The sequence below is a fragment of the Marispirochaeta aestuarii genome, assembly GCF_002087085.1.
GTDB lineage: Bacteria > Spirochaetota > Spirochaetia > JC444 > Marispirochaetaceae > Marispirochaeta > Marispirochaeta aestuarii.
The window spans coordinates 23275-44666 of sequence record NZ_MWQY01000026.1 but is presented as its reverse complement, the minus strand read 5'-3'; the positions used below and the strand labels follow the sequence as shown (position 1 = coordinate 44666).

Here is a 21392-nt window from a genome sequence, read left to right as displayed (position 1 = left end):
TCTTTAAAAGGATTGGCCGATAAGCTCTTCCGGACTGAGCCACCCGTCCAGAAGAGCCGGATCCAGGTCCAATACTGCAGCCGCCCGACGCCGGAATTCCTCAAAGTCCCGGGGCGGCTGAGCCGCAAACTCATTGATCAGGGGTTTCAGCCGGTGATAGCCCAGCTTCGGCAGAAGGGCGTTAAGAAGTGCCGGGGAGGAGGCGAGATTGGCTTCCATGCGTTGGGTGTTGATCTTCACCTCGTCCAGAAAGCGACAGAGGGCTTTCAGGGCGGCGGAAAGGGCTGACTCCTGGCGGAAGATGCTCTCTGCAAGAAAGGGAAGCATGGAGTTCAGCTGAAGCCGGGATTCCCGGGCATAGACACATGAGGTCCTCCCATCCCCTTCTACCCGCAGTGCAAGTCCCTGGACAAACTCCAGGAGCACCGGGTTCACCTTTACCGGCATTATGCTGGAACCCCACTGAAGATCCGGATGCTGAAACTCCCCCACAGGGCTGCTGGTGTAATAGAGAAGGTCTCCGGCAATCTTCAGCAGATTTCCGGCGGCCAGAGCGTAACCTGAAGCCAACTCCCCCAGGGAATCCTTGTGGGCCACCGCGTCGGGAAGGTTCTGACTCCGCGCCAGGGGAAGCCCGGTAATGGACCGCAGGGTCCGGAGGGCATCGTTCATGTAATCCCGGGGAGCATTGAAGCAGGTCCCGATGGCCGTTCCCCCCAGGGGGACTTCCCGTATCCTTTCTGCAAGCTTGGAGAGGCGCCAGCGGTCCCGTTCCGCCATTCCTGCCCAGGAACCGAAGAGCTGTCCCAGACCGAGGGGCAGGGCATCCTGCATCTCCGTACGGCCCGTCATCAGAACTGCGTCATATTCTGTCTCCATCCGGACGAGCTTTTCCTGCAGAGCGATCACCTGCTTTTCTATCTCCGCCAGTCCCCGGAGCAGGGCCACATTGACGGCTGTCGCAAAGGTATCGTTGGTGGATTGAAACCTGGCCAGATCCTCCAGGGGATCAAGACTGCAGCCGCAGGACTGTTCCACCAGGGAGGAGATAACCTCATTCACGTTAAGGTGAATACTGGTCCCCGCCCCGCCCTGGGACAGGGAGATGGGAAAGGCGTCATCGTGGTCTCCCCTTATAATCGCGGTACAGGCTCCGGCAATGGCTGCGGCGGCCTCTTCCGTCCAGAGTTCAGGATCATGGCGGTGTACCGCCGCCAGTGCAGCCCGCTTGACTTCGCCATAGGCCCGGATCAGCTGCCGGGGAAGCCCGCCGGGTCCGAAGTTCTCCAGGGCCTTCGCAGTTTCCTGTTTCCACAGCCTGCTCATACGGATGCAGATTCCTTTGCTCCGGCACGCTCATGGATAACACGTCCGTCCGCCCGGTCAAAATCCAGCTTCCGTCCCACCAAGGCCACTCGTCCTGCCAGACAGCCGATGCAGTGCAGGCCGTCCTCATCCAGACAGATCTTCCCCGGATAGAGCATATAATGGGGCTTTACCTCCACGGGGCTGATGTTCGGCATGAGCACGTTGGCGCCGCAGCGGAGCATTCTTTCCCTGCCGTCGGGTTCCAGGCTTCCGGCTGCGGTGGTGGCCGGAATGTGGGCTTTGGGGCAGGTTATGCGCAGCATCGCCGTGGCAAGGAGGGTCTTCTCCAGGGGAACCTGGGGAGACTCGGCCAGGGGTGTCTGGGGGTGAGGGATGAAGGGCCCGATACCGATCATGTCCAGCTCGAGTTCCCGGGCAAGGCGGATATTCCGCAGGACAAGCTCGTCGTCTTCTCCGGGGAGTCCCACCATAAAGCCGGAACCCGTCTGAAACCCGAGGTTGCGAAGGTCATCAAGAGCCTTCAGCCTCCGCTCCAGACTGACGCCATCCCTTAAGTTACGATGCAGTTCCGGATCCGAGGTTTCGAAGCGCAGCAGGTACCTGTCCGCCCCGGCGGATTTGAGGGCCGCATAGTCCTCCCGGGAGAGGATGCCGCAGCTCAGGGTTACAGCCGCCATCCCGCCGGTCCGCTTTTTTATTTCCCGGACAATGCGACACATCCGATCGGTACCGAACTCGGGGTCCTCCCCGCCCTGAAGTACGAAGGTGCGCAGTCCGCGCGAAAATCCTGAATCGACGGCGGCGTAGATCATCCGGTCATCCAGACGGTAGCGTTCAACCCGGGAATTGTCCCTGCGGATTCCGCAGTAGAGGCAGTTGCTGCTGCAGTGGTTGCTGTATTCCAGGAGTCCCCGCAGAAATACTGAATCGCCGAAGTGCGTCCGGGTCAAGTCCATAGCTGCCGCACTGAGCTCATCGAGCCTGCCCTGCAGGAACAGTTCCTCCCAGCGGGAGATATCAGACATAGATATCCCTCTCTCCGCCAGCAACCCGGGCGCTGTTCTCCCTGATCATGGAGGCTATGGATTCCTGCTGGTCCGCGGCTATTCTCTCGATAAGGGTGAGGCCCTTCTTTTTCAGCTCTTCCGGAGCATAGTCCTCCAGATACTCCGCGAAGGTGGCAAGTCCGTTGGGCAGGCAGAACTGCCTGATGAGCCCCGGCTTTGCCAGGTCCATAAAATCGCTTCCCGTACGCCCCATCCGGTAACAGCCGGTACAGAAGGATGGAACCAGCCCGTAATCCGCCAGGTTGTCCACCACCTCCGCCAGGCTGCGGTGGTCCCCCAGGGAGAACTGGCTGTGGCTGAACTCCTCTTCCCGGGTCTGTTCTTCGCCGTAGCCGCCTGGGTTGGTCCGGGACCCGGCAGAAACCTGGCTTACACCATAGCGGAAGAGTTCACTTCGCAGCTGTGCCGATTCCCGGGTGGAGAGAATAATCCCCGTATAGGGCAGGGTGAGCCGCAAAACCGCGACGAGCTTTTTGAAATCCAGGTCGGAAACGGGATACGGAACGGATTCGCTCACCGGGGCGCCCAAAGCCGGTTCAAGGCGGGGTACGCTCACGGTATGGGGTCCGCAGCCGAAGCGTTCCTCCAGATGGGCGGCGTGCATCAGCATGGAGAGAACTTCCTTCCGGTAATCCGCAAGCCCGAAGAGGACTCCAAGGCCCACATCGTCTATCCCCGCCTCCATGGCCCGGTCCATTACCTCGAGGCGCCAGTGGTAGTCTGCCTTGGGCCCCGCAGGATGGTACTGCCGGTACAGGTCCGGATCATAGGTCTCCTGGAAACAGGTATAGGTCCCGATTTTTCCTTCCTTGAGGCGCCGGAAATTGTCCACCGACATGGGGGCGAGTTCGACGTTTATGCGCCTGATGGAGGAACCCTTTCTGTCCCTGACCGAGTACATGGTCTCCAGGGCCATGAGGGTATAGTCCATGGTGTACTCGGCGGCCTCGCCGGTCAGAAGAAGGAGCCGCTTGTGACCCTGTCGCAGGAGTTCCAGGGTCTCTGCCGCAATCGCCTCCCGCGTAAGGGTCACACGGGTCAATTCTGTATTGCTTCTGCGAAAACCGCAGTAGAGGCAGTCGTTGCAGCACTTGTTGCCCGCATAGAGGGGGGCGAACAACACCATCCTTGGACCGTAGATCTCCTGCTTTACAAAGGCTGCCGCAGAAAGCAGGTCCTGTACCGCTTCCGGGCTGGAGCAGGCAAGCAGTTCTGCGGCTTCATCCAGATCGAGTCCCTTGAGCTCCCTGGCTTTTGAGATGATTTCCTGCCGCCTACCCTCGTCAGGCTCATTGAGAGAGCCCAGATGTTCAAGCTTTTTCCTGTCGATAAAATCAGGCTTTGTCTTCAGTTTCGTCACTATCGTCCTCCCGATACCTGGTGAGAACGGATTTTACCTGGACTTTTTCCAGACGCCCAAGCTTTCCCGTCAGCGCACCTATCTCGTCGGTTGTGCCTTCCACAACCAGAGATATGACGTGAATACCCTTGTGCCGCAGGGGAAGCCCCTGACGAGCCAGGATTAACTCGCCAAAGTCGGAGAGGATCGTGTTCATGGTCCGCACGGAATCTCTGGATTCAAGCAGAATAGAAACGACGCCCAAACGCTTTTCCATCAGATTAGTACCTCCGGATCAGGAATGGAAAGATTGGAAGCCTTGAAGGACCTGGGTCCGATCTCAGCATTCGATATATTTTTAGCGAATTATCCCTGCTCTGTCAATACCGGAATTTATTTTTTCCCGATATTGAGATTGTATGCTGCATCCATTAAACTTGTATGGTATCATACATATGATCGTATCTTTGTATGCAAGATCAACAGTTCATAGGTAATATCAGGATATAAAAGGAGCACAGAATGAAAGCCCTGCAATTGAAAGAGTACAATCATCAGGAAATAATCGATGCGCCGAAACCCTCCCCCAAGGCGGGAGAGGTCCTTATAAAGGTAAAGGCCTGCGGTATTTGCGGAAGCGACATCCACGGCCTTGACGGCAGCACCGGACGGCGGATTCCCCCGCTGATCATGGGGCACGAGGCCTCAGGTGTAATCGAAGAGCTCGGCCCCGGGGTAAAAGGGTATGCCAAAGGCGACCGGGTGACCTTTGACTCCACCCTCTTCTGCGGAGAGTGCCGCTACTGTCGGGAAGGAAACTTCAACTTCTGCGAAAACCGCCAGGTCCTGGGGGTCGCCTGCGACGAGTATCACCGGGATGGAGCCTTTGCCGAATATGTGGTGGTTCCCGCCATCGTGCTGTATCCAATGCCCGATGAGGTAAGTTTCGTCCAGGCCGCCATGATCGAACCCCTGGCGGTGGCTGTCCACGGGGTCAGCATAACCCCCATAACCATCGGTGACACTGCCCTTCTGATGGGCGCAGGTATTATCGGGCTTCTGACCCTGCAGGTCCTGCGCACCGCGGGCTGCGGACGCATATACGTGGCCGACGTGGATGAGGGGCGCCTGAAGCAGGCCATGGATTTCGGCGCCACCGGCACCTTCAATCCAAAAAAAGACGACATACCCGCAGAAATGAAAAAACTGACCGGCGGCCTGGGCGCCCAGATTGCCCTGGACGCGGTGGGTATGGAGAGTACCGTGCATGCCTGTCTCTACAGCGTCCGTAAGGGCGGCAACGTTACGGCCATCGGAAACCTGGCGCCTGAGATCAAGCTGCCCCTGCAGCATATAGTCTCCCACCAGATTACCCTGAGGGGTTCCAACGCCTCTTCCGGGGAGTTTGCCTCGTCTCTCCAGCTGATCCAGAGCGGACGCGTAGATGTGGATTCGCTGATTTCCAAGGTAGCACCTCTGGAAGAAGGGGCCGACTATTTCACACGGCTCTACAATCGGGAAGCCGGACTCATGAAGGTTATTCTGGAACCCTGAACCAAACACAACAAGGAGAACGCGGTTTATGACAACATCCATGTTTGATTTAAGCGGAAAAATAGCCCTGGTAACCGGCGCCAGCCGGGGACTTGGCCTGGCGATTGCGAAAGCCCTGGCAGAAGCCGGAGCGGACCTGGCGGTTACCAGCCGGAAGGAATCCTCCCTGGAAGGTACCTGCAGAGAGATAGAAGCCCTGGGAAGACGCGCATTGCCGGTGGCTCTGGATGTCCGGGACCTGGACAGCATCGACAAGGCCACCGACAAAGTGATGGCGGAATACGGACGCATCGACATCCTGGTGAACAACGCGGGCTGCAACGTACGGAAGCCCACCATCGAGATGAGCGGCGAAGAGTGGGACATGGTGCTGGACACCAACCTCAAGGGCGCTTTCTTCATGTGCGCCGCGGTGGCAAAAAAATCGATGCTGAAGCAGAAGTACGGACGCATCATCAACATCGGTTCCGGAACCAGCAAGTTCGGGTCCGGCGGCATCGGACCTTACTGCGCGAGCCGGGGCGGAATCCGCCAGCTGACCCAGAGCCTTGCGGATGAGTGGGGCAACGACGGTATTAACGTCAACACCCTGGGTCCCGGCTGGTTCAAAACGGAGCAGACCAGGGTCCTCTACGAAAACCAGGCCTGGGTGGACTACATCGTGGACCGCATCCCCAAAAAGCGGGTGGGAAAACCCGAAGACCTTGCGGGTATGGCGGTCTTCCTGGCCTCCGAGGCCTCGGAATATGTGACAGGACAGCTTATGATGGTGGACGGCGGGCTTACCACCGGAGCCATGAAGGTGACTGTTTAGAAAAAAGCCGGCGTCTTCGCGACGCCGGCTTTTTTATTCCCTGCAATACTTTTCAAGGGTCCGGGTCACAGCCCCCGGGCCTTTTACCATCTCCCCGAACATTACAGAGATCTTCTCGGCCAGACCGCTTTCAACCAGGTCGATGCCGAAGAGCTTTTCATCCGACAGAATCGGCTTGAGGTTTTCCGTATAGGGACCTGAATTCCCCAGGGAAATTCCGGCAAGCTTCTCCTGCAGCACCGGCCCCAGGGGGTCGGGACTGATCTCGAAGGGTTTTCCCTCATCATTGACCCCCAGCAGATAGCGCAGCCAGCCGGCAATGAAGAGGGGAATGTAGACCAGCCCCCCAAGGGCATCGGCGCCCCGTGCTGCGTAGGCCTTCAAAGTGACCCCGAAGCGCACCGGAACCTTCTGGGAGGTGTCCCAGGCGATACGCTGGGGCATATCCGGGACAAAGGGATTGGGAAAGCGCTTTGTCAAAACCTCGTGAACAAACTCTTCCGGATCGATTATCCCCGGATGGGCCGCCACCGGCAGTCCCTCATCATAGGCCAGGCGGGTGACAAAACGCCGCAGGAGGGGATTCTTCATCTCTTCATAGATTCTGTCGTAGCCCAGCAGGCAGCCGAATATGGCCAGGGTAGTATGCAGGGGATTCAGACCGGTGCAGACCTTCATGGTCTCCACCTTGTCCACGGTATCCCGGTCGGTAAAGATAACCCCCGCCTTATCCAGGGCGGGTCTGCCGTTGGGAAAAGAGTCCTCGATGACCAGGTACTCAGCCTCCTCGAGATTGACGAAGGTGGTGGCCTTTGAGCCCCTGGCCGTGGTGATGATATCGCCGCTCTCGTAGCCGTCATCAATCAGCATCTCCCTGACCTGTTCCGAAGGCTTCGGCACAATCCTGTCTATCATTGACCAGGGAAAGGAGACCCTTGCCGGGTCACCGATATATTCCAGAAAAGCCTTTTCCACACTCCCCGTCTTTACCCAGCTTTCTGCTATTTCGTGAACGGAACTGAAAAGCTTCAGGCCGTTATGGGAAAAGTTATCCATGCTCACCAGAGCGAGGGGAGCAGCCCCCGCCAGGTAGCGGCGGTACAGAAGGAACGCGATCAGTACCATCAGGTGCCCGGGTTGTCGAGGGGGGGCTTCCAGAGCGGAAGCGAGCTCGGGGGCATAGCCTCCGGAAGCATCCCTCAGGGAGTAGGCCTTCTCCGTAGCGGCCAGGCTGGCCATCTGCAGTGAGGGGTTCTCGAAAATCCTCAGCAGTTCAGGCAGTTCGGAATTCGTTTTAATATAGGCCGCCACGCTTGCCAGAACCTGCTTGTCCACACTCCCGTCGGCATGCAGGCTTACAGCCACATTCAGGTTGTCATGGGGCCGGAAGACCCTGTCCACCACCTCTTCGTCCCAGGATGAACAGATGATCATACCCCGGTCCGAGTGGCCGGCATCCAGCAGCCTCTGCTGCAGCATCGCCAGATACCCCCTGGCGATATTACCGGAACCGAAGTGAACCCAGACCGGAGAGGCCAGGGTTGCAGCCCTGACCTTCTCGATATCGTATTTCGGCAGCTGATACCCGCCGGCCTTCCATTGCGGGATATCCTTTGTAAGTCCTTCCAGAGTCAGCTTCATGTACTGCCCTCATTCATCTGTTTAGAGCTTCAGACCCGGCAGGTGTTTATCCAGAACCTGCTTCATAAGGCTCAACTCTTCCTTACTCAGGCTTACATCTCCGGCGGCGGCGTTTTCGGTAACCTGCTCTTCGTTTCTGGCCCCCGCGAGCACATGGGTACAGCCGTGCTGATGAAAAGTCCAGGCGATGGCGAGCTGGGCCAGGTTGATCCTATGGGCATCGGCGACAGGCCGGAACTCATCCAGCATGGCCATAACCTTTTTGCGGTTCTCAACACTGAAGCGGGGGTTGTCCAGGCGCTGGTCGCCCGGGTTGAACTGCCGGTCAGGACCAACCTTACCGGTGAGAAGCCCCTGTCCGATGGGAGAATAGGCCAGGTACGCCAGCCCCTCTTCGGCGGCGAACTGCCTCTGCTTAGCGGCGTGCTCCTGGTCGAGCATGGAGAACTTCTCCTGGTCGGAAGCCAGGGGACCCACGGACTGGTACTGTTTCATCTCCTCCGGGTCGGCATTACAGACCCCGATGGCCCGGATCTTTCCCTGATCCTTCAGTTTGATCAGCATCTCCATGGTGTCCTCGATGGGAGTGGAGACCCGTTCCTGCCAGTGTGTCTGCATCAGGTCAATGTAATCGGTCTTCAGACGCTTAAGGCTCTGTTCCACCTCGTTGCGAACCGATTCGGGATCAAGGTAGATGTGAATGTCCACCGGCTGAGGGCCCTGGGGGGTATCCATCTGGTGGGAGAAGAAGTAGCGTCCCACTTTTTCGTCCCAGCGCATACCGCACTTCGTTGCCAGAACAACCTTGTCACGGCGATCCTGGATTGCCCGGCCGACTACCTCTTCGGAATGGCCGAACCCGTAAATAGGCGCGGTATCAACAAAGTCCATACCCCGGTCAATGGCCGCGTGGATCGCCCGTACCGCGACATCGTCATCAGTCCCGCCCCACTTCCAGCCGCCTATGGCCCAGGCACCGAAGGCGACAACAGAGGCCTCTATTCCGGAATTTCCTAATGGTCGTTTCAACATATACATGACTCCTTATCTATGTATTCGTATATAACAGGATACTAACTTAGTCTCTCCTTGGCAAATCCGCGGAACCTGATGGCCGTTATTTCCATCCAGATTGTGATATCTTGCCGGGGAATTTCCTCTTTTCCGAAATACCCCTTCAGATACCAGCGAATCAGCCTGTCCCGCAACAGAGGCTCCAGAACGGGAGAGCGACGCCCGGCCCGGGAGGAGGAACGCAGATGATAGACGGTGGCCGCCACATCAGCCAGGGGGTCCCCGGAAAATGCATATTTCCAGTTGATCAGGCGCCAGCCGGAGTTTGTCTGGACTATGTTTCCCGGATGAAAACAGCCATGACAGAGTCGGTCATCCCGCCGCTCCCGTAGAAAGGAGAGGCAGTTTTTCCGTTTGCCTTCGGGAATACCCGGGGAATCCAGGATTACCGGTTCAAAAACACTCTTCGCCGGGGGCAAACCCTCGGAGGGCCGTACATGCAGGTCCCGATGCATTATACCGAGACTCATCCCGACTTCCCGGGCATCCCCGAAACGCAGGATTTTCGCCAGCCCCTGTCCTTGAATCAGTTCGAGGGGCAGGGTAATTCTGCCCTCCCGCTGTCCCGGCTCCTGTACCCAGGGAGCCTTTTCATATACCCGGCGGACAAAACTGGTATTCTCGTACTCCCGGACAACCTCGAGCAGACTGTAGCCGGGATAATAGAGCTTGAAGGCTTCCGTATCGGAGGCTTTAAAAACTTCAGAGCTGGAACCGCTGCCGGTCCGAATAAGTCCTTTATCCATCCGAAAAATCTTCCCCCTCAAAGGTTTCCGGCGTAACTCCGGATTGGCTTTTATCAGTAATTAGTCTACACTGAAGAGCAGAAAAATGAATACCAGAAGAATACAGAGGACTCAATGGCAGCAGCGTTTTTACGGTTGATCGGGCTTGTTGTATCAGGATATATCATCTTTCACCCCCGGTGGATGCGCAGAAAGCTGCTGCCCTGGCTTTCCGCGGCTATTGTGAATGTCCTGTTTCCCCTCTACTATATCTCCCGCTACGGAATCTCCTGGGATGACGCCTTCTCCAGGGGTGCCCACTGGATGCCCCTCTTCTTTGTCATGTGCGTCGTTACCATCTATCTGCAGTACCTTCTGGTCCTCTGGCTGCTCAAGCACACCAGGATATTCTCCAGCCTGCAGGAGGAAAACAAGAGCGAGTTCATTCTGCTGTTCGCCATCCACAATGTTGGGTATGTACCCCTCCCCATCCTGGAGGCCATTGCCCCGGAGCCGATTCTGATATTTCTCTTCACCTACGTAATGGCCTACCAGCTGATCTTCTGGAGCTTCGCGGTCAACATCATCAAGAGGGTTCCGGGGGAACCCCTGCAGATGCGCTTCAGGCTGACCATCCCCTTTGTGGGCATCGCCTCGGGGATAGTCCTGGCCGCCACCGGGCTCTACGACCATATTCCCAGGATTATCGCTTCTCCGGTGGAACAGTACTCCCGCTTTGCCATGGACGGAATCATGATCGTGCTGGGAGGAATCCTGGCCGGGGTACCCCATGAGAGCCTGACCCGTCACAGGGAGTTCGGTCCCTTTCTGCTGGTGAGGCAGGTACTCTATCCCCTGGTCGTACTCCTGGCCATGCTGTCACTGCGCCTGCTTTTCGGCGGCCCCTCCCTGCTTCCGGGAGAACCTATGACCATGGCAGATACCTGGCGATGGATGCAGCTCTTCCTGGTAATCGAGGCCGCCGTACCGCCGGCCACCAACATCATGATCGCCATCCAGAACTACGGCCGACCGGAGCAGCTGCCCTACTCTGGCAGCGGCATTATTTTAAGCTACCTGGGAGCCGCGGTTACCCTGCCCCTCTTCGTTGTGCTGGGATACTATCTGTAGAACCTGCGAAACTGAATCAGACTTTCAGACCGACCCGGGACTTGAACTCCTGCAGCCGGTCCCGGGAGATATGGAGGGAATTCCCATTTTCCAGCACAAGGGCAAAACGTCCCTGCCCCCAGGGTAGAATCTTCTCGATCCTTTCCAGGTTGACTATCGCCGTTCGATGTATGCGCATGAACATGGAAGGATCGAGGCGCTGCTCAAACTGGTTCAGGGTCGTATCCGTCTGAAACTCCCGCTCCTTTGTCTGAATATATACCAGCCCGCCGGCGGTTTTTATACACTGAATATTCTGCACAGGGATAATGGAGTATACATGTCTGTCCTTCACCGTGACCCGTTCAAGATATGCATCCCCTGAAGCGATCTGTCCGACAGCGCTGCGTACCCGCTCCTTGTAGTCCATGGGGTCCAGCAGAATTTTCCTGATCAGAGCGGCAGTACTGCTGAACCGCTCCTTGCTGAAGGGCTTGAGAAGATAATCCAGGGCATGGACATCGAAAGCCGCAATGGCGTACTCATCATAGGCCGTGGTGAATATTATTACAGGGTCGCAGGTCAGCTGCTGGAGGACTTCGAATCCGTTATTCTTCGGCATCTGGATATCGAGAAACAGTACATCAGGCTCAAACCGGTTCACCTGGGCAACAGTCTCCTGTCCGTCGGAAGCCTCTCCGAGAATCAGGAATTCCGGATACTCGGAGATAAAAGAGACTAAACGTCCCCTGGCAGGTTTTTCATCATCCGCAATAAGTACACGTATCATCCTGTTCCCTCCCCGTCCAGGGGAACCCTGATCCTGACCATGAGACCACCTGTATTCCTCCTGATGAACTCGAGATGCTTTCTGTACAGGGTCATCAAACGCCGGTTTACATTCTGCAGGCCCGTGCGGCTGTTGTCCAGCAGACCTGCAATATCGACTTCCGAATCGCCGGCGTCCGAAATGTCTATACAGAGATCATCCTGTTCCCTGCAGGCTTTCAGCATGATGCGGATTATTCCGTTTTTATCCGCTCCGTGTTTTATACTGTTTTCCACAATCGGCTGCAACAGCATGGGAGGAATACCGGATTCTTCAACAGACCGCTCAATTCTGAAATCGACTTCCAACCGGGAGCCGTGGCGGATTTTCTCTATGGCGAGGAACTCCCGCACATGCAGGAGCTCTTCGTGCAGTCGTACAGTTTTATGCTTTGTGGACAGCAGGGTGTAACGGAACATCCCGGCAAGTTTTTCCACAACCCCCACCGCTGTGGGGGAATCCGTTTCGATAAGATGGGCTATGGTGTTCAGGGTATTGAAGAAAAAATGGGGATTGATCTGGGCCCGCAAAGCCCTTAATTCAGCCTCCAGGGCCTGGGCTGCCAGGGTTTCCTGTTCGCGCTTCATTCGTACCCGCAGGGATTCATTTGAAATCAGCATCATTACGCTATTACCCCCGTCGGAAGCCGTATTCAGGGGACGCACGTTCACTTTGACGGGAATCCGCTCATTCTTACGATTGAAGATGGTGCAATACAAATCATACACGGGCAGTCCCTTTCTGATCTGCCCCTGGATTTCCTCCTCGGGAATAATCAGAGTAAAGATGTCGATAGAATCGAGTTCTCCCGGATCTCCCACCTCCATGAGGGAGAGGAACTTCTGGTTTGCCTCCAGGATCCGGCCCTCGCAGTCGGCCAGAATAATCCCCTCATCTATAGCCTCAAACATGCTCCGCAGGGTGCTGATCTTCTCGGCAATCTCCCTGGACATAATATTGAAACTCCGGGCAAGTACATCCTGTTCCGACTTCTCCTTGACCTGGGCGCCGTATTTTCCGTCCCGGATCCAGTCTGCGGTCTTTGCCAGCCCTTTAAGATAGGAGGCGACCTCCTTGAGGGCCTTTCCGACCACTCCCTGCCGGGGGAGCGAAAGGAGGGAAGTCTCTATATGACCCCGGGAGAGCCGGCCGGCCAGTCTTGCCAGGTGAGTATAATGCTCGATCAGGTCATCCACACTCGCCTCCAGCATGGCCACCTCGTCATTTTGACCATTATATTCGCTTTCCACATTTCTACCAATAAAGGTGTTTAATTTATCGCTTACTTGCATAATAGGTGAAGAAATGGAGTTAGTAAAATGATGAGAGATTGTCACAAAGCTCAAGAGGAAAAGAATAAAGAAAATAGCACTCAAATAATTCTGAATGACTATTATATGATTATATTGAATCCCCATTTTTTGCAGTGCAATTGAAAATCCATAGTCGACAGCATTACTGTAGATAGGAAAAAACTCAACTGCATCAGTATATTTCTTTAGAATAATTATATGTGGATCGTTCTCATTATCGGCATTTTCCATAAGCCTAATAAAAAAATGATAAAGCCTTTGAGGACCGGGGATTTGAACAAGCGACTTCTCCATCTTATGGAATTCAAGACTTTCTCGTGTCTCTATCAGGCTGTCAACATTTACCCGCGCCATCAGCCACACAGAGTATAAGTTATCGATGTACCGATTGACCTGTCGCCAATACCATACATTGCGGTTATCTGATTCTACCAGTTTGTTTATTCTTGCCTCAAACTGTATACTCTTCTTTATAAACTCTTCATATGTTTTACCGTCGTTCCAATCGGCTGTTGTCTCATTCACCAGGACACGCAACTCTTCCCAAGTTGTTTTTACTTCAAGAATAGAAATTTTATCCTTTTCAAGCTGCAAACGAAAAGAACCTAAAAGGAATGAACAGCATAAGTACAGAAGAACCAGGAGAATCAATATCATATAAGAACGAAAAATACGAACTCGGATGCTCATCAAGAACCCTGATCCCCCTGGATAAAGTAACGCAAACTCACTGTCGAATAAATATACTTTTACATATTCCCTGATGCATTATGAGCAGTTTCTACCATCATTTTCAAGTTTACCTCAGGACTCTTTGGCACCACCTCACAACCTGACCCAAGGATGAACCCACCTTGAGAGCCTTCCATTGCCCGAATGCATTTCAAAGATTCATTTTGCACATGTTCTGGTGTCCCAGCAAACAAAACTGTTGTGGGTTCAAGATTTCCCATAAGTGCAATTTTATCCCCAACAAGAATCCGAGCATCAGCAAGAGTAACCTTTGCGTCAATTTCAAGAATATCAGCACCTGTTTGGGCCATGTTGGGAAGAATATCCCGGGTATCGCCGCAAATATGTAAAATAGTTACTGCATCACGCTTTTTTACATCCGCCCTGATGCTCTGGAAAACCTTGCATTCGTAAGGGAAGACATATTTCTCATAAATCTTTGGTGAGATCATACTCAATGAAGCAAGAGAATCTCCAACCATTGCAGTATCAGAACCTGCAGATAGCTGAGCTTTTAAAAAGACTATAAGAGCATCCGAAGAAACATCCATCAATTCGAATAATTGTGACTCTTTTACAGAATCATTGTCGGCTTCACAATATGCAATCTGCATCAGGAACTCGGTAGTCCCACCCATCAAATAGCTGGCTAGTGAAAATGGTCCTGTTCCCGGACCACGTATTGCAACTTCATTACCAAACCTTTCGCGCAACAAAGAAATTGCTTCGAGATATACAGGCATCCGTCCGTCTCTGTACGGATCCGGCACCTTGAGTTTTTCAACTTCATCAAGTGTCGCAACGGCTGGTTTAACCAAATTTGGGGTTGTATCGTACGGCTGTTCAATTACACATCCGAATCCTTCAGCAATATAGTAATTATCAGACTGCGCAACGATTACATCCTGCCCAATCTTTTCCCAAGCAAGAGTCTGGGCATCTGCCATCTGTTTTCCATCAGTGTTATAAACTGATATCGGTATACCGGCCAGAGCCGCTCCAAAATTACCATTATATGGTGCTGCCGGAATGCAATCAGTATACAGTCCCCGGGCTGCAGCAAGAAATCGTTCACGAGATGTCATATTTTCACCTTTCCTTCAATATATATGATTTTTTTTCAGATCCATTACTGATTTAGCTGAAATAGTTGGGAATGAACATGACCAATTCTGGAAAAAGAATAAGTAATAACAGAACTACAAGCAGAGTAAACAAAAACGGAAGAAGAGACTTTACCAAACCCTCCATTCTCACATCTGCAACACCGCATGCCACATACAAAACAGTTCCCACTGGTGGTGTAACTAACCCAATCCCAAGGTTAATACACATTATTACCCCAAAGTAAACCGGATCGATTCCGATATTCATCATTAAAGGTGTGAGTATGGGTGCAAGGATAAGAATTGCAGGTGTCAAATCCATGACAAAGCCAACAAGGAATAAAAGCATGTTACAAAATAGAAGAATAAGCAGTTTAGATTCTGTAATAGCTGTCAGAAGATTTGATAAAGCAACCGGGACTCTTGCCCTTGTCAACAGCCAGGCAGAAACCATGGCCATTGCACTGAGAAACAGAACAATTGCAGTTGTCTTGGCAGTAGATAGAAATATTCCGGGAAGATCTTTAATCTGAATTTCACGGTAATAGAAGAGACTAAGAAGAAGTGCAACAAAAGCTGCTACTGCCCCAGCTTCGGTTGCAGTAAATATTCCACCGAGAATACCGCCTACAATGATCACCGGTAGAGTCAGAGCCGGCCAAACTGCCTGAAATGCAGACCAGACCTCCTTTAGGGAAAAAGACTTGCCTTTCTCTCTTTTCCCATAACCATAACGACTGCTTGTAATATAGGTAGTTACCATCAGAGCAAAACCGACGATAAGACCTGGAACTATACCACCCAGAAAAAGCCTTGCTATTGATGTACTTGTTACTATTCCGTATAAAATAAAAGGAATACTGGGGGGAATTATTATGCCAATTACCGCAGAACTTGCGGTAACTGCAGCGGAATATGATGGTGTGTATTTCTGTTGTACCATAGGCGGAACCATCAAGCCTCCAATAGCAGCCGTATCAGCAATTGCTGATCCACTTATACCGCCAAAGAACATGCTGGCAAGAATATTTACATGACCAAGCCCCCCTGTAATGTGTCCAACAAAAGCATCTGCCAGTTTGACAAGTCTGCGAGCTATACCACCACGACTCATTACCTCCCCAACGAACATAAAAAATGGGATCGCGAGGAGTGGAAAACTGTTCATTCCCGATATCATCTTACTTGCAATAATAGTGAATGGAAGATCTAACAATTGCAACATGACTATGTTGGCTATACCGAGTGCAAAAACAATAGGAAGTCCAAGAATAACTGAGGAAAATAGAAAAAAGAGGAAAATCCACAACATACATTACTCCACCGAATTCCTGATATTAGTCTGTATTTCCGCCCCCCGGAAAATCGCGATGAGCTTTCCAATTCCAAGCAAACACATCATACCTCCACAAAAAGGTACAATGAGATACATTAAGGACATGGGGATGGATAATGCTGGAGATACATTCATGACAGTGGTTGAAGCCTGGTACCCGAAATAGGTAATAAACAACAGCACTACGAGGCTAAGGATCTGCTGTATAACGCTAATGATGCGCTTCCCCCTGGAGGACTGTATGGCATCAATCAAAAAACTAAGCCCAACATGTTCATCGTTTTTATATGCTAGTACAGCCCCAAGAAAACCTATCCAGATGAAAATGAAACGCGCCAGTTCATCCGCCCAGCCTAGGGACTGATTCATCACAAAGCGCATGAAAACATTGAATGCAACAATTATAAACATTGTTAATGTTAACAGTATGAGAAACATGGAATATGCCTTTTCAAGGGCTGCCTGGAAACGTCCGAAAAACATCTTATGTCTCCTCTGATAGATTAAAACCACCGGATCTTGACATTATGTGCCCTTGATCCGGTGACCAATTACATTATTTTAAGAATGCCCCTTACTTAAGTTCTTCCATCACTTCGTTGATCAAACCCCTTCCGATTGCATCAGCATATTGGTCATAAACAGATTGAACAGCAGTTTGAAACTGAGCTTTTTCTTCTAAAGTCAGTTCTGAAACAGTCATAACTTCCTTTAGTTTTGACATATATTCTTTGTTATATTTACGATTAAGCTCACGGTTCTTATCCCGGGATTTAACAGCTGCATCCATAACAACCTTCTGCAGATCGGCAGGAAGATTGTCCCAGTACTTCTGGCTGATCATCAAAACGAAGGGTGAATAAACATGACCTGTATCGGACGCAAATGTCTGGACTTCATGAAAGTTCTGAAGATAAATGGTACCCCAGGGATTTTCCTGGCCGTCCACAACCCCCTGCTGCATGGCGGAGAAAAGCTCGCCGAAAGCCATGGGCGTAGGATTAGCCCCCATGGTTCTCCAGGCATCCAGGTGCATTGGGTTTTCCATTGTACGGACTTTCATACCCTTAACATCTGCGGGAGTTCTCACCTCACGTACACTATTAGTGAGATTTCGGTACCCATTCTCCCAATAAACCAGTCCTTTAAGTCCGACATCAGATAGTTTGTCCAGAATCCTCTGTCCAATTTCGCCATCTAGAACCCGGTCTGCATCTTCGTGTTTAGGAAACAAAAAGGGGAGATCAAAGACACCGAACTCCGGAACAAAGGGGACAATCGGAGCGGTTGAAGGGACAGTCATCTCCTGTTCTCCCCGCTGCAGGGCTTCCATCATCTCCCGGTCGTCTCCAAGCTGACTTGAATGGTAAATTTCCATTACGATACGTCCGTCGCTGCCTTCTTCCACAAGTTCTTTAAAATACACCATGGCTTCATAGGCTGCCGACTTGTCATTCAAACCAAGACCAGCGGTAATTTTGTAGGTTTCCGCTGCCCCCTCCTGCCTGCCTTCGGCGAATAGCCCGGCAGTCAGTAACAGGACACACAGAACAGCAACGATTGTTTTTCTCATAACAATCCTCCTTGTTGATTTACCTCCAGTATCGCAGGAGACAAGGGAGGTTCAAGAAAAACCGTGTGAATCGCTGTATGGGGAGCTGAACGGGGGTATTCGTAGATGAACGGAACTCAGGTCTGCACCGGATTTTTTATCCACGTCCTGATTTTGCTGAGCAGGGTCTGTTCGTTTATCGGTTTGGCCACAAAATCGTTCATACCGGCCTCCAGGCAGCGCTGGATATCCTCGGAAAAGGTATGGGCTGTCAGGGCGAGAATGGGGGTGTTCATTCCAAGGGCCCGCAGCTGACCTGCGGCCTCCAGTCCGTTGATGCCGGGCATGCCGATATCCATCAGAATAAGGGAGTAGGCCCCTTCCCGGGCCCGGTCCAGGGCCTCATTCCCGTTGGTCGCCAGATCGACCTCATAGCCTTTGGACTGAAGGAACTTGCTGATATAGATACGGTTAATGGCCTCGTCTTCGCAGACAAGTACACGCAGTTGTCCATCCTTGGCCAGCGAAAACTGTTCTCCCTGATCCGGTTTTTCCTCCTGATACCCGGATCCCTCGGGAGCCGGCGAGAACAGGAGGGTTGCCAGGAAGGTCGATCCTCTCCCCAGCTGACTGCTCACAGACACAGTCCCCCCCATGGCTTCCGCCAGTTGCTTCACAATTGCCAGCCCCAGTCCGGCTCCCTTGGAAGCCTTGCCATAGCCCATATCCAGCTGGGAAAAGCTGTCAAAAATTCGATGGAGCTGGTCATCGGGCATACCGATACCCGTATCCTGCACTGTAACTTCGCAGCGGATTTCCTGATCGTTTTTCTTTTCTGTGGCCACAACGAAGAGGATGGACCCCTGCTCCGTATATTTGACGGCGTTTCCCACCAGGTTGCTGACAATCTGGATAAATCTGTTCCGGTCTCCCATAACAACGTCCAGATCCGAGGGAAGATCAAGCTTCAGTGTCAGATCGATCCCTTTTTCTGCAGCACCCTGTTCAAAAAGGGTCCTGACATATTCGGCAGCCTGGGCGACGGAGAACGGGGCGTTTTCGATGCGGATCTTTCCCGATTCAATTCTTTCGATATCGAGAAGATCGTTGATCAGGGAATTGAGGTTCCCCACCGCGCTTTTGGAGTTTTCCAGGTACTCCTGCTGGTCCGAATTCAGCTTCGTTCTCGAGAGAAGAGAGAGCATCCCGAAAATTCCGTTCAGGGGGGTCCGGATCTCATGGCTCATATTCGCCAGAAATAGACTCTTGGCCCGGGTGGCTTCCTCTGCGACCTGCTTCGCCCTTTCGATCTCTGCGGTCCTCTCCCTGACCTTGCGATCCAGTTCGCGGTTCAGCCGCGCCTGTTCCAGGTAACGTTCCTCCGCCTTTCTCTGTTTGATCTGGTTGAAATGCAGCAGAGAAAGGACTAAGAGCAGAAAGGTCAAAGCATAGAGCATCTTTGCCCAGACACTCAGATACCAGGGAGGCAGGACCCTCAAGGGGATCGAAATCCCCTGATGGTTCCAGTTACCCCTGCTCCCCGCTCCGATAACGCGCAGGGTATAGCGGCCCGGATCCAGATTTGTATAGGATACGTAGTTACGGGAGCCTGCCCGGATCCAGTCGGAGTCGAAGCCCTCGAGCTTGTAGGCATACTGGTTCCGCTCAGGGGCCGAGTAGTCCAGAGCGGAAAACTGGAAGGAAATAAGGCTGTCCGAGGCCTCCAGGGTACATTCGGTGAATACGCCGTCATCACCGTTTTCCAGGGATCGCTCTTCTCCCAGGACTTCAAAACGGACCAGCGAAATGGGAGGAATAAACATTTCCGATTCATCCGGGGTTTCCTGGATACTGGTAATGCCGTTGATGCTGCCTATGTAGATTTTTCCGCCGGGTCCCACATGCAGCCCGTTGGCAAGCTCGTCCGAGAGCAACCCGGTGGATGCATCGATGGTCCTAAAGCTTTCGGAGCTGATATCATATACCGAAACGCCGCGGGTCGTGTTCATCCAGAGTTCTCCCGGGCGGCCCTCAACCATATTGAGAATATGATTGCTTAAGAGCCCGTCCCTGCGGGAGACATAGGAAAAACTGTCAGTTTCAGGATGGTAGCGGTTCAAACCGCCCCCGGAGGTCGCAATCCAGAGAATTCCCGAGGTATCCCGAACCAGGGCACGGATATTGCTGTTGCTCAGGCCCGCGGGATCATCGGGATTATACAGATAGCGTTTGAACTGCCCGCCTGACGGATCAAGCCGGTTAAGTCCGTTATTCGTCCCGATCCATACGGTACCGTCAGGATCTTCGAGAATGGTACGTACCAGATTGTCGCTGAGACTGCCGGGGTCGTCCGGATCATGGGTGTAGTGACGATACAGCCCACTGGCAGGATCCATCCGGACCGCTCCCGCAATATTCGTACCGAGCCAGATACCCCCGCTGCTGTCTTCGTAGAGTTCGAAGATCGTATCCTCCGGAGGTGTCAAAGCGGTGCCGTCGGCCAGGACCCGTTTGAAATTATCATCTTCGGGAATGTATATGTTCAGTCCCTCGTTGGTTCCTACCCAGAGGGTTCCCCGGGAATCCCTCAGCAGGGCGTTTACAATGTCATTGCTCAAGCTGAAAGGGTCTTCAGGATCGTGTGTATAGCGCCGGATCTTTCCGCTTTCCGGGTACCTTCGGTTAAGGCCGCCGGAGTAGATGCCGCTCCAGAGGGTTCCGTCCGGATCCTGGAGAAGAGCCTCCACTTTGCCCGGTGCCAGAGACGAAGGAGATTCAGCATCAGGGATTATGGAAGCATACTGGTTCTTCCAGTCCTCATAGGTATTGATTCCCCCTCCATTGGTCCCGATCCAGATCATTCCGGAAGAGTCCTCCATAAGGGAGTAGACTACATTGTGTAGAAGGCCGTGACTGCTCTTCTGACTCGAGGCCGTCACATGAACCAGGTTTTCGTTCCGGGGATTCAGCACAATCAGGCCGCCGCCCCAGGTACCGATCCAGAGTCTTCCCCTGGAATCGTAGAGAATCCGGTAGACCTCCTTCTTTGGAAGATCAAAGTCCCGTACCGAACCTGAAGGTATGTGAAACTCCGAAACCCCGCCCCCCCAGGTCCCAACCCAGAAGCGTTCCGGATCTTCAGGATTCTGAATCATCGTCATTACATAGGGAGAGGGCAGAGAATCCGGATTATCCGGGTCGTGGCGATACACGGTAAAGTCATCTGAATCGTAGCTGTAGAGGCATAACCCGCCGTTCGTTCCTATCCATAAATTGCCCTCGAGGTCCAGCATAAAATCCCGGACCACCCCGTTCGCCAGGGATTTCTCCCGGTCCTGACCCGGCAGATACCTGATAAAGAGTTCAGCCTCTTCATTGAAGCGGTTGAGCCCACCAAGGGTTCCGACCCAGAGCGTCCCCCTGGTGTCGCGGGATACAGCGGTAACAATGTTATTGCTCAGGGAGGTGTCATCCCCTGGCACGTTGATATAGCGCGTAAAGGTGTCGCTGACTGGATCGAAATGGTTCAGACCGCCGTAGGTTCCCACCCATAAGCTGCCGTCGCCGTCGAGATACATGGTCTGCACCAGGTTATGGGAAAGGGAGTTCTCATTGAAAGGGTCATGTTCGTAATGGGTAAAGGTATATCCGTCAAACTTGTTCAGTCCCGCCTGGGTGGCTATCCAGATTATTCCATCCCGGTCCTGAATGATCCTGGATACCGAAGAATTAGCGAGGCCGTCCTCCGTTGTAAAGGAGTCGAAGCGGAAATGCTCCGGTATGGGAACAGCCCTCAAGGGTGAGAAGCTGAAAAACAGGGAGAAAACGAGAACTGAACATAGAGAAACAAGGGCTCTGGACCTCACGATCA

General features: G+C 53.0%; 17 protein-coding genes. 3 read left to right on the top strand and 14 right to left on the bottom strand.

The features are described from left to right. Positions 1 to 3 precede the first annotated feature (3 nt). From B4O97_RS17370 to B4O97_RS17355, 4 genes are read right to left on the bottom strand one after another with little or no spacing between them, the layout of a single operon-like run. Positions 4 to 1326, bottom strand: coding sequence for a lyase family protein (locus B4O97_RS17370; protein ID WP_083052781.1), 1323 nt, complete (start codon positions 1324 to 1326; stop codon positions 4 to 6). Beyond that, the gene (gene hydE / locus B4O97_RS17365) at positions 1323 to 2354 is read right to left on the bottom strand and encodes a [FeFe] hydrogenase H-cluster radical SAM maturase HydE (protein WP_083052780.1); all 1032 of its coding nucleotides are present in this window, start codon (positions 2352 to 2354) and stop codon (positions 1323 to 1325) included. Before hydE ends, B4O97_RS17370 begins: the two co-directional genes overlap by 4 nt. Beyond that, entirely contained in the window at positions 2347 to 3756 is a 1410-nt protein-coding gene (gene hydG / locus B4O97_RS17360) for a [FeFe] hydrogenase H-cluster radical SAM maturase HydG (RefSeq protein WP_233143108.1), read from the bottom strand. Before hydG ends, hydE begins: the two co-directional genes overlap by 8 nt. Then, entirely contained in the window at positions 3731 to 4012 is a 282-nt protein-coding gene (locus B4O97_RS17355; RefSeq protein ID WP_083052778.1) for a TM1266 family iron-only hydrogenase system putative regulator, read from the bottom strand. Before B4O97_RS17355 ends, hydG begins: the two co-directional genes overlap by 26 nt. Positions 4013 to 4257: 245 nt before the next feature. Between B4O97_RS17355 and B4O97_RS17350 the strand changes: the two genes are divergently transcribed. Together B4O97_RS17350 and B4O97_RS17345 are read left to right on the top strand one after the other, a co-directional pair. After that, complete coding sequence (locus B4O97_RS17350; protein WP_083052777.1) at positions 4258 to 5289, top strand: zinc-dependent alcohol dehydrogenase; 1032 nt, start codon at positions 4258 to 4260, stop codon at positions 5287 to 5289. Between the two features lie 28 nt (positions 5290 to 5317). After that, positions 5318 to 6103 (top strand): SDR family NAD(P)-dependent oxidoreductase, encoded by a 786-nt coding sequence (locus B4O97_RS17345; RefSeq protein WP_083052776.1) that lies wholly within the window; start codon positions 5318 to 5320, stop codon positions 6101 to 6103. Positions 6104 to 6136: 33 nt separating this feature from the next. Here B4O97_RS17345 and B4O97_RS17340 read toward each other — a convergent pair whose 3' ends face one another. The 3 genes from B4O97_RS17340 to B4O97_RS17330 are packed head-to-tail and all read right to left on the bottom strand — an operon-like array spanning position 6137 to position 9564. Beyond that, the gene (locus tag B4O97_RS17340; RefSeq protein ID WP_083052775.1) at positions 6137 to 7744 is read right to left on the bottom strand and encodes a mannitol dehydrogenase family protein; all 1608 of its coding nucleotides are present in this window, start codon (positions 7742 to 7744) and stop codon (positions 6137 to 6139) included. Between the two features lie 21 nt (positions 7745 to 7765). Beyond that, a complete protein-coding gene (locus tag B4O97_RS17335) occupies positions 7766 to 8776 on the bottom strand; it encodes an aldo/keto reductase (protein ID WP_083052774.1) in 1011 nt (336 codons plus the stop codon). A gap of 41 nt (positions 8777 to 8817) precedes the next feature. Next, positions 8818 to 9564: a phosphotransferase gene (locus B4O97_RS17330; protein ID WP_143305799.1), complete on the bottom strand. Its 747-nt coding sequence runs from the start codon at positions 9562 to 9564 to the stop codon at positions 8818 to 8820. Positions 9565 to 9678: 114 nt separating this feature from the next. Here B4O97_RS17330 and B4O97_RS17325 point away from each other — a divergent pair, with 114 nt between their 5' ends. Beyond that, on the top strand, positions 9679 to 10674 hold the full coding sequence (locus B4O97_RS17325; RefSeq protein ID WP_083052772.1) for an AEC family transporter: 996 nt from the start codon (positions 9679 to 9681) through the stop codon (positions 10672 to 10674). Between the two features lie 16 nt (positions 10675 to 10690). On the opposite strand, the gene B4O97_RS17320 is transcribed toward B4O97_RS17325, so the two are convergent. The 7 genes from B4O97_RS17320 to B4O97_RS17290 all read right to left on the bottom strand — a co-directional run bounded on the left by B4O97_RS17320 (position 10691) and on the right by B4O97_RS17290 (position 21387). Further along, complete coding sequence (locus B4O97_RS17320) at positions 10691 to 11443, bottom strand: LytR/AlgR family response regulator transcription factor (RefSeq protein ID WP_083052771.1); 753 nt, start codon at positions 11441 to 11443, stop codon at positions 10691 to 10693. Further along, positions 11440 to 12732: a histidine kinase gene (locus tag B4O97_RS19545; RefSeq protein ID WP_158084377.1), complete on the bottom strand. Its 1293-nt coding sequence runs from the start codon at positions 12730 to 12732 to the stop codon at positions 11440 to 11442. The genes B4O97_RS17320 and B4O97_RS19545 overlap by 4 nt, the downstream gene beginning before the upstream one ends. A gap of 812 nt (positions 12733 to 13544) precedes the next feature. Continuing rightward, entirely contained in the window at positions 13545 to 14612 is a 1068-nt protein-coding gene (locus tag B4O97_RS17310; RefSeq protein WP_083052769.1) for a uroporphyrinogen decarboxylase family protein, read from the bottom strand. A gap of 52 nt (positions 14613 to 14664) precedes the next feature. Beyond that, positions 14665 to 15945 (bottom strand): TRAP transporter large permease, encoded by a 1281-nt coding sequence (locus tag B4O97_RS17305; protein ID WP_083052768.1) that lies wholly within the window; start codon positions 15943 to 15945, stop codon positions 14665 to 14667. A gap of 3 nt (positions 15946 to 15948) precedes the next feature. Further along, complete coding sequence (locus B4O97_RS17300; protein ID WP_083052767.1) at positions 15949 to 16452, bottom strand: TRAP transporter small permease; 504 nt, start codon at positions 16450 to 16452, stop codon at positions 15949 to 15951. Positions 16453 to 16543: 91 nt separating this feature from the next. Continuing rightward, a complete protein-coding gene (locus B4O97_RS17295; RefSeq protein ID WP_083052766.1) occupies positions 16544 to 17542 on the bottom strand; it encodes a TRAP transporter substrate-binding protein in 999 nt (332 codons plus the stop codon). Positions 17543 to 17658: 116 nt separating this feature from the next. Further along, the gene (locus B4O97_RS17290) at positions 17659 to 21387 is read right to left on the bottom strand and encodes a hybrid sensor histidine kinase/response regulator (RefSeq protein ID WP_233143104.1); all 3729 of its coding nucleotides are present in this window, start codon (positions 21385 to 21387) and stop codon (positions 17659 to 17661) included. Positions 21388 to 21392: the final 5 nt, after the last annotated feature.

Excerpts from the sequence above, each read along its gene's own strand:
- B4O97_RS17300 (WP_083052767.1), bottom strand. The coding sequence starts at position 16,452 with ATGTTTTTCGGACGTTTCCAGGCAGCCCTTGAAAAGGCATATTCCATG.
- B4O97_RS17310 (WP_083052769.1), bottom strand. The coding sequence starts at position 14,612 with ATGACATCTCGTGAACGATTTCTTGCTGCAGCCCGGGGACTGTATACT.
- B4O97_RS17305 (WP_083052768.1), bottom strand. The coding sequence starts at position 15,945 with ATGTTGTGGATTTTCCTCTTTTTTCTATTTTCCTCAGTTATTCTTGGA.
- B4O97_RS17340 (WP_083052775.1), bottom strand. The coding sequence starts at position 7,744 with ATGAAGCTGACTCTGGAAGGACTTACAAAGGATATCCCGCAATGGAAG.
- B4O97_RS17320 (WP_083052771.1), bottom strand. The coding sequence starts at position 11,443 with ATGATACGTGTACTTATTGCGGATGATGAAAAACCTGCCAGGGGACGT.
- B4O97_RS17370 (WP_083052781.1), bottom strand. The coding sequence starts at position 1,326 with ATGAGCAGGCTGTGGAAACAGGAAACTGCGAAGGCCCTGGAGAACTTC.
- B4O97_RS17355 (WP_083052778.1), bottom strand. The coding sequence starts at position 4,012 with ATGGAAAAGCGTTTGGGCGTCGTTTCTATTCTGCTTGAATCCAGAGAT.
- B4O97_RS17345 (WP_083052776.1), top strand. The coding sequence starts at position 5,318 with ATGACAACATCCATGTTTGATTTAAGCGGAAAAATAGCCCTGGTAACC.
- hydE (WP_083052780.1), bottom strand. The coding sequence starts at position 2,354 with ATGTCTGATATCTCCCGCTGGGAGGAACTGTTCCTGCAGGGCAGGCTC.
- B4O97_RS17325 (WP_083052772.1), top strand. The coding sequence starts at position 9,679 with ATGGCAGCAGCGTTTTTACGGTTGATCGGGCTTGTTGTATCAGGATAT.
- B4O97_RS17335 (WP_083052774.1), bottom strand. The coding sequence starts at position 8,776 with ATGTTGAAACGACCATTAGGAAATTCCGGAATAGAGGCCTCTGTTGTC.
- B4O97_RS17295 (WP_083052766.1), bottom strand. The coding sequence starts at position 17,542 with ATGAGAAAAACAATCGTTGCTGTTCTGTGTGTCCTGTTACTGACTGCC.
- B4O97_RS17330 (WP_143305799.1), bottom strand. The coding sequence starts at position 9,564 with ATGGATAAAGGACTTATTCGGACCGGCAGCGGTTCCAGCTCTGAAGTT.
- B4O97_RS17350 (WP_083052777.1), top strand. The coding sequence starts at position 4,258 with ATGAAAGCCCTGCAATTGAAAGAGTACAATCATCAGGAAATAATCGAT.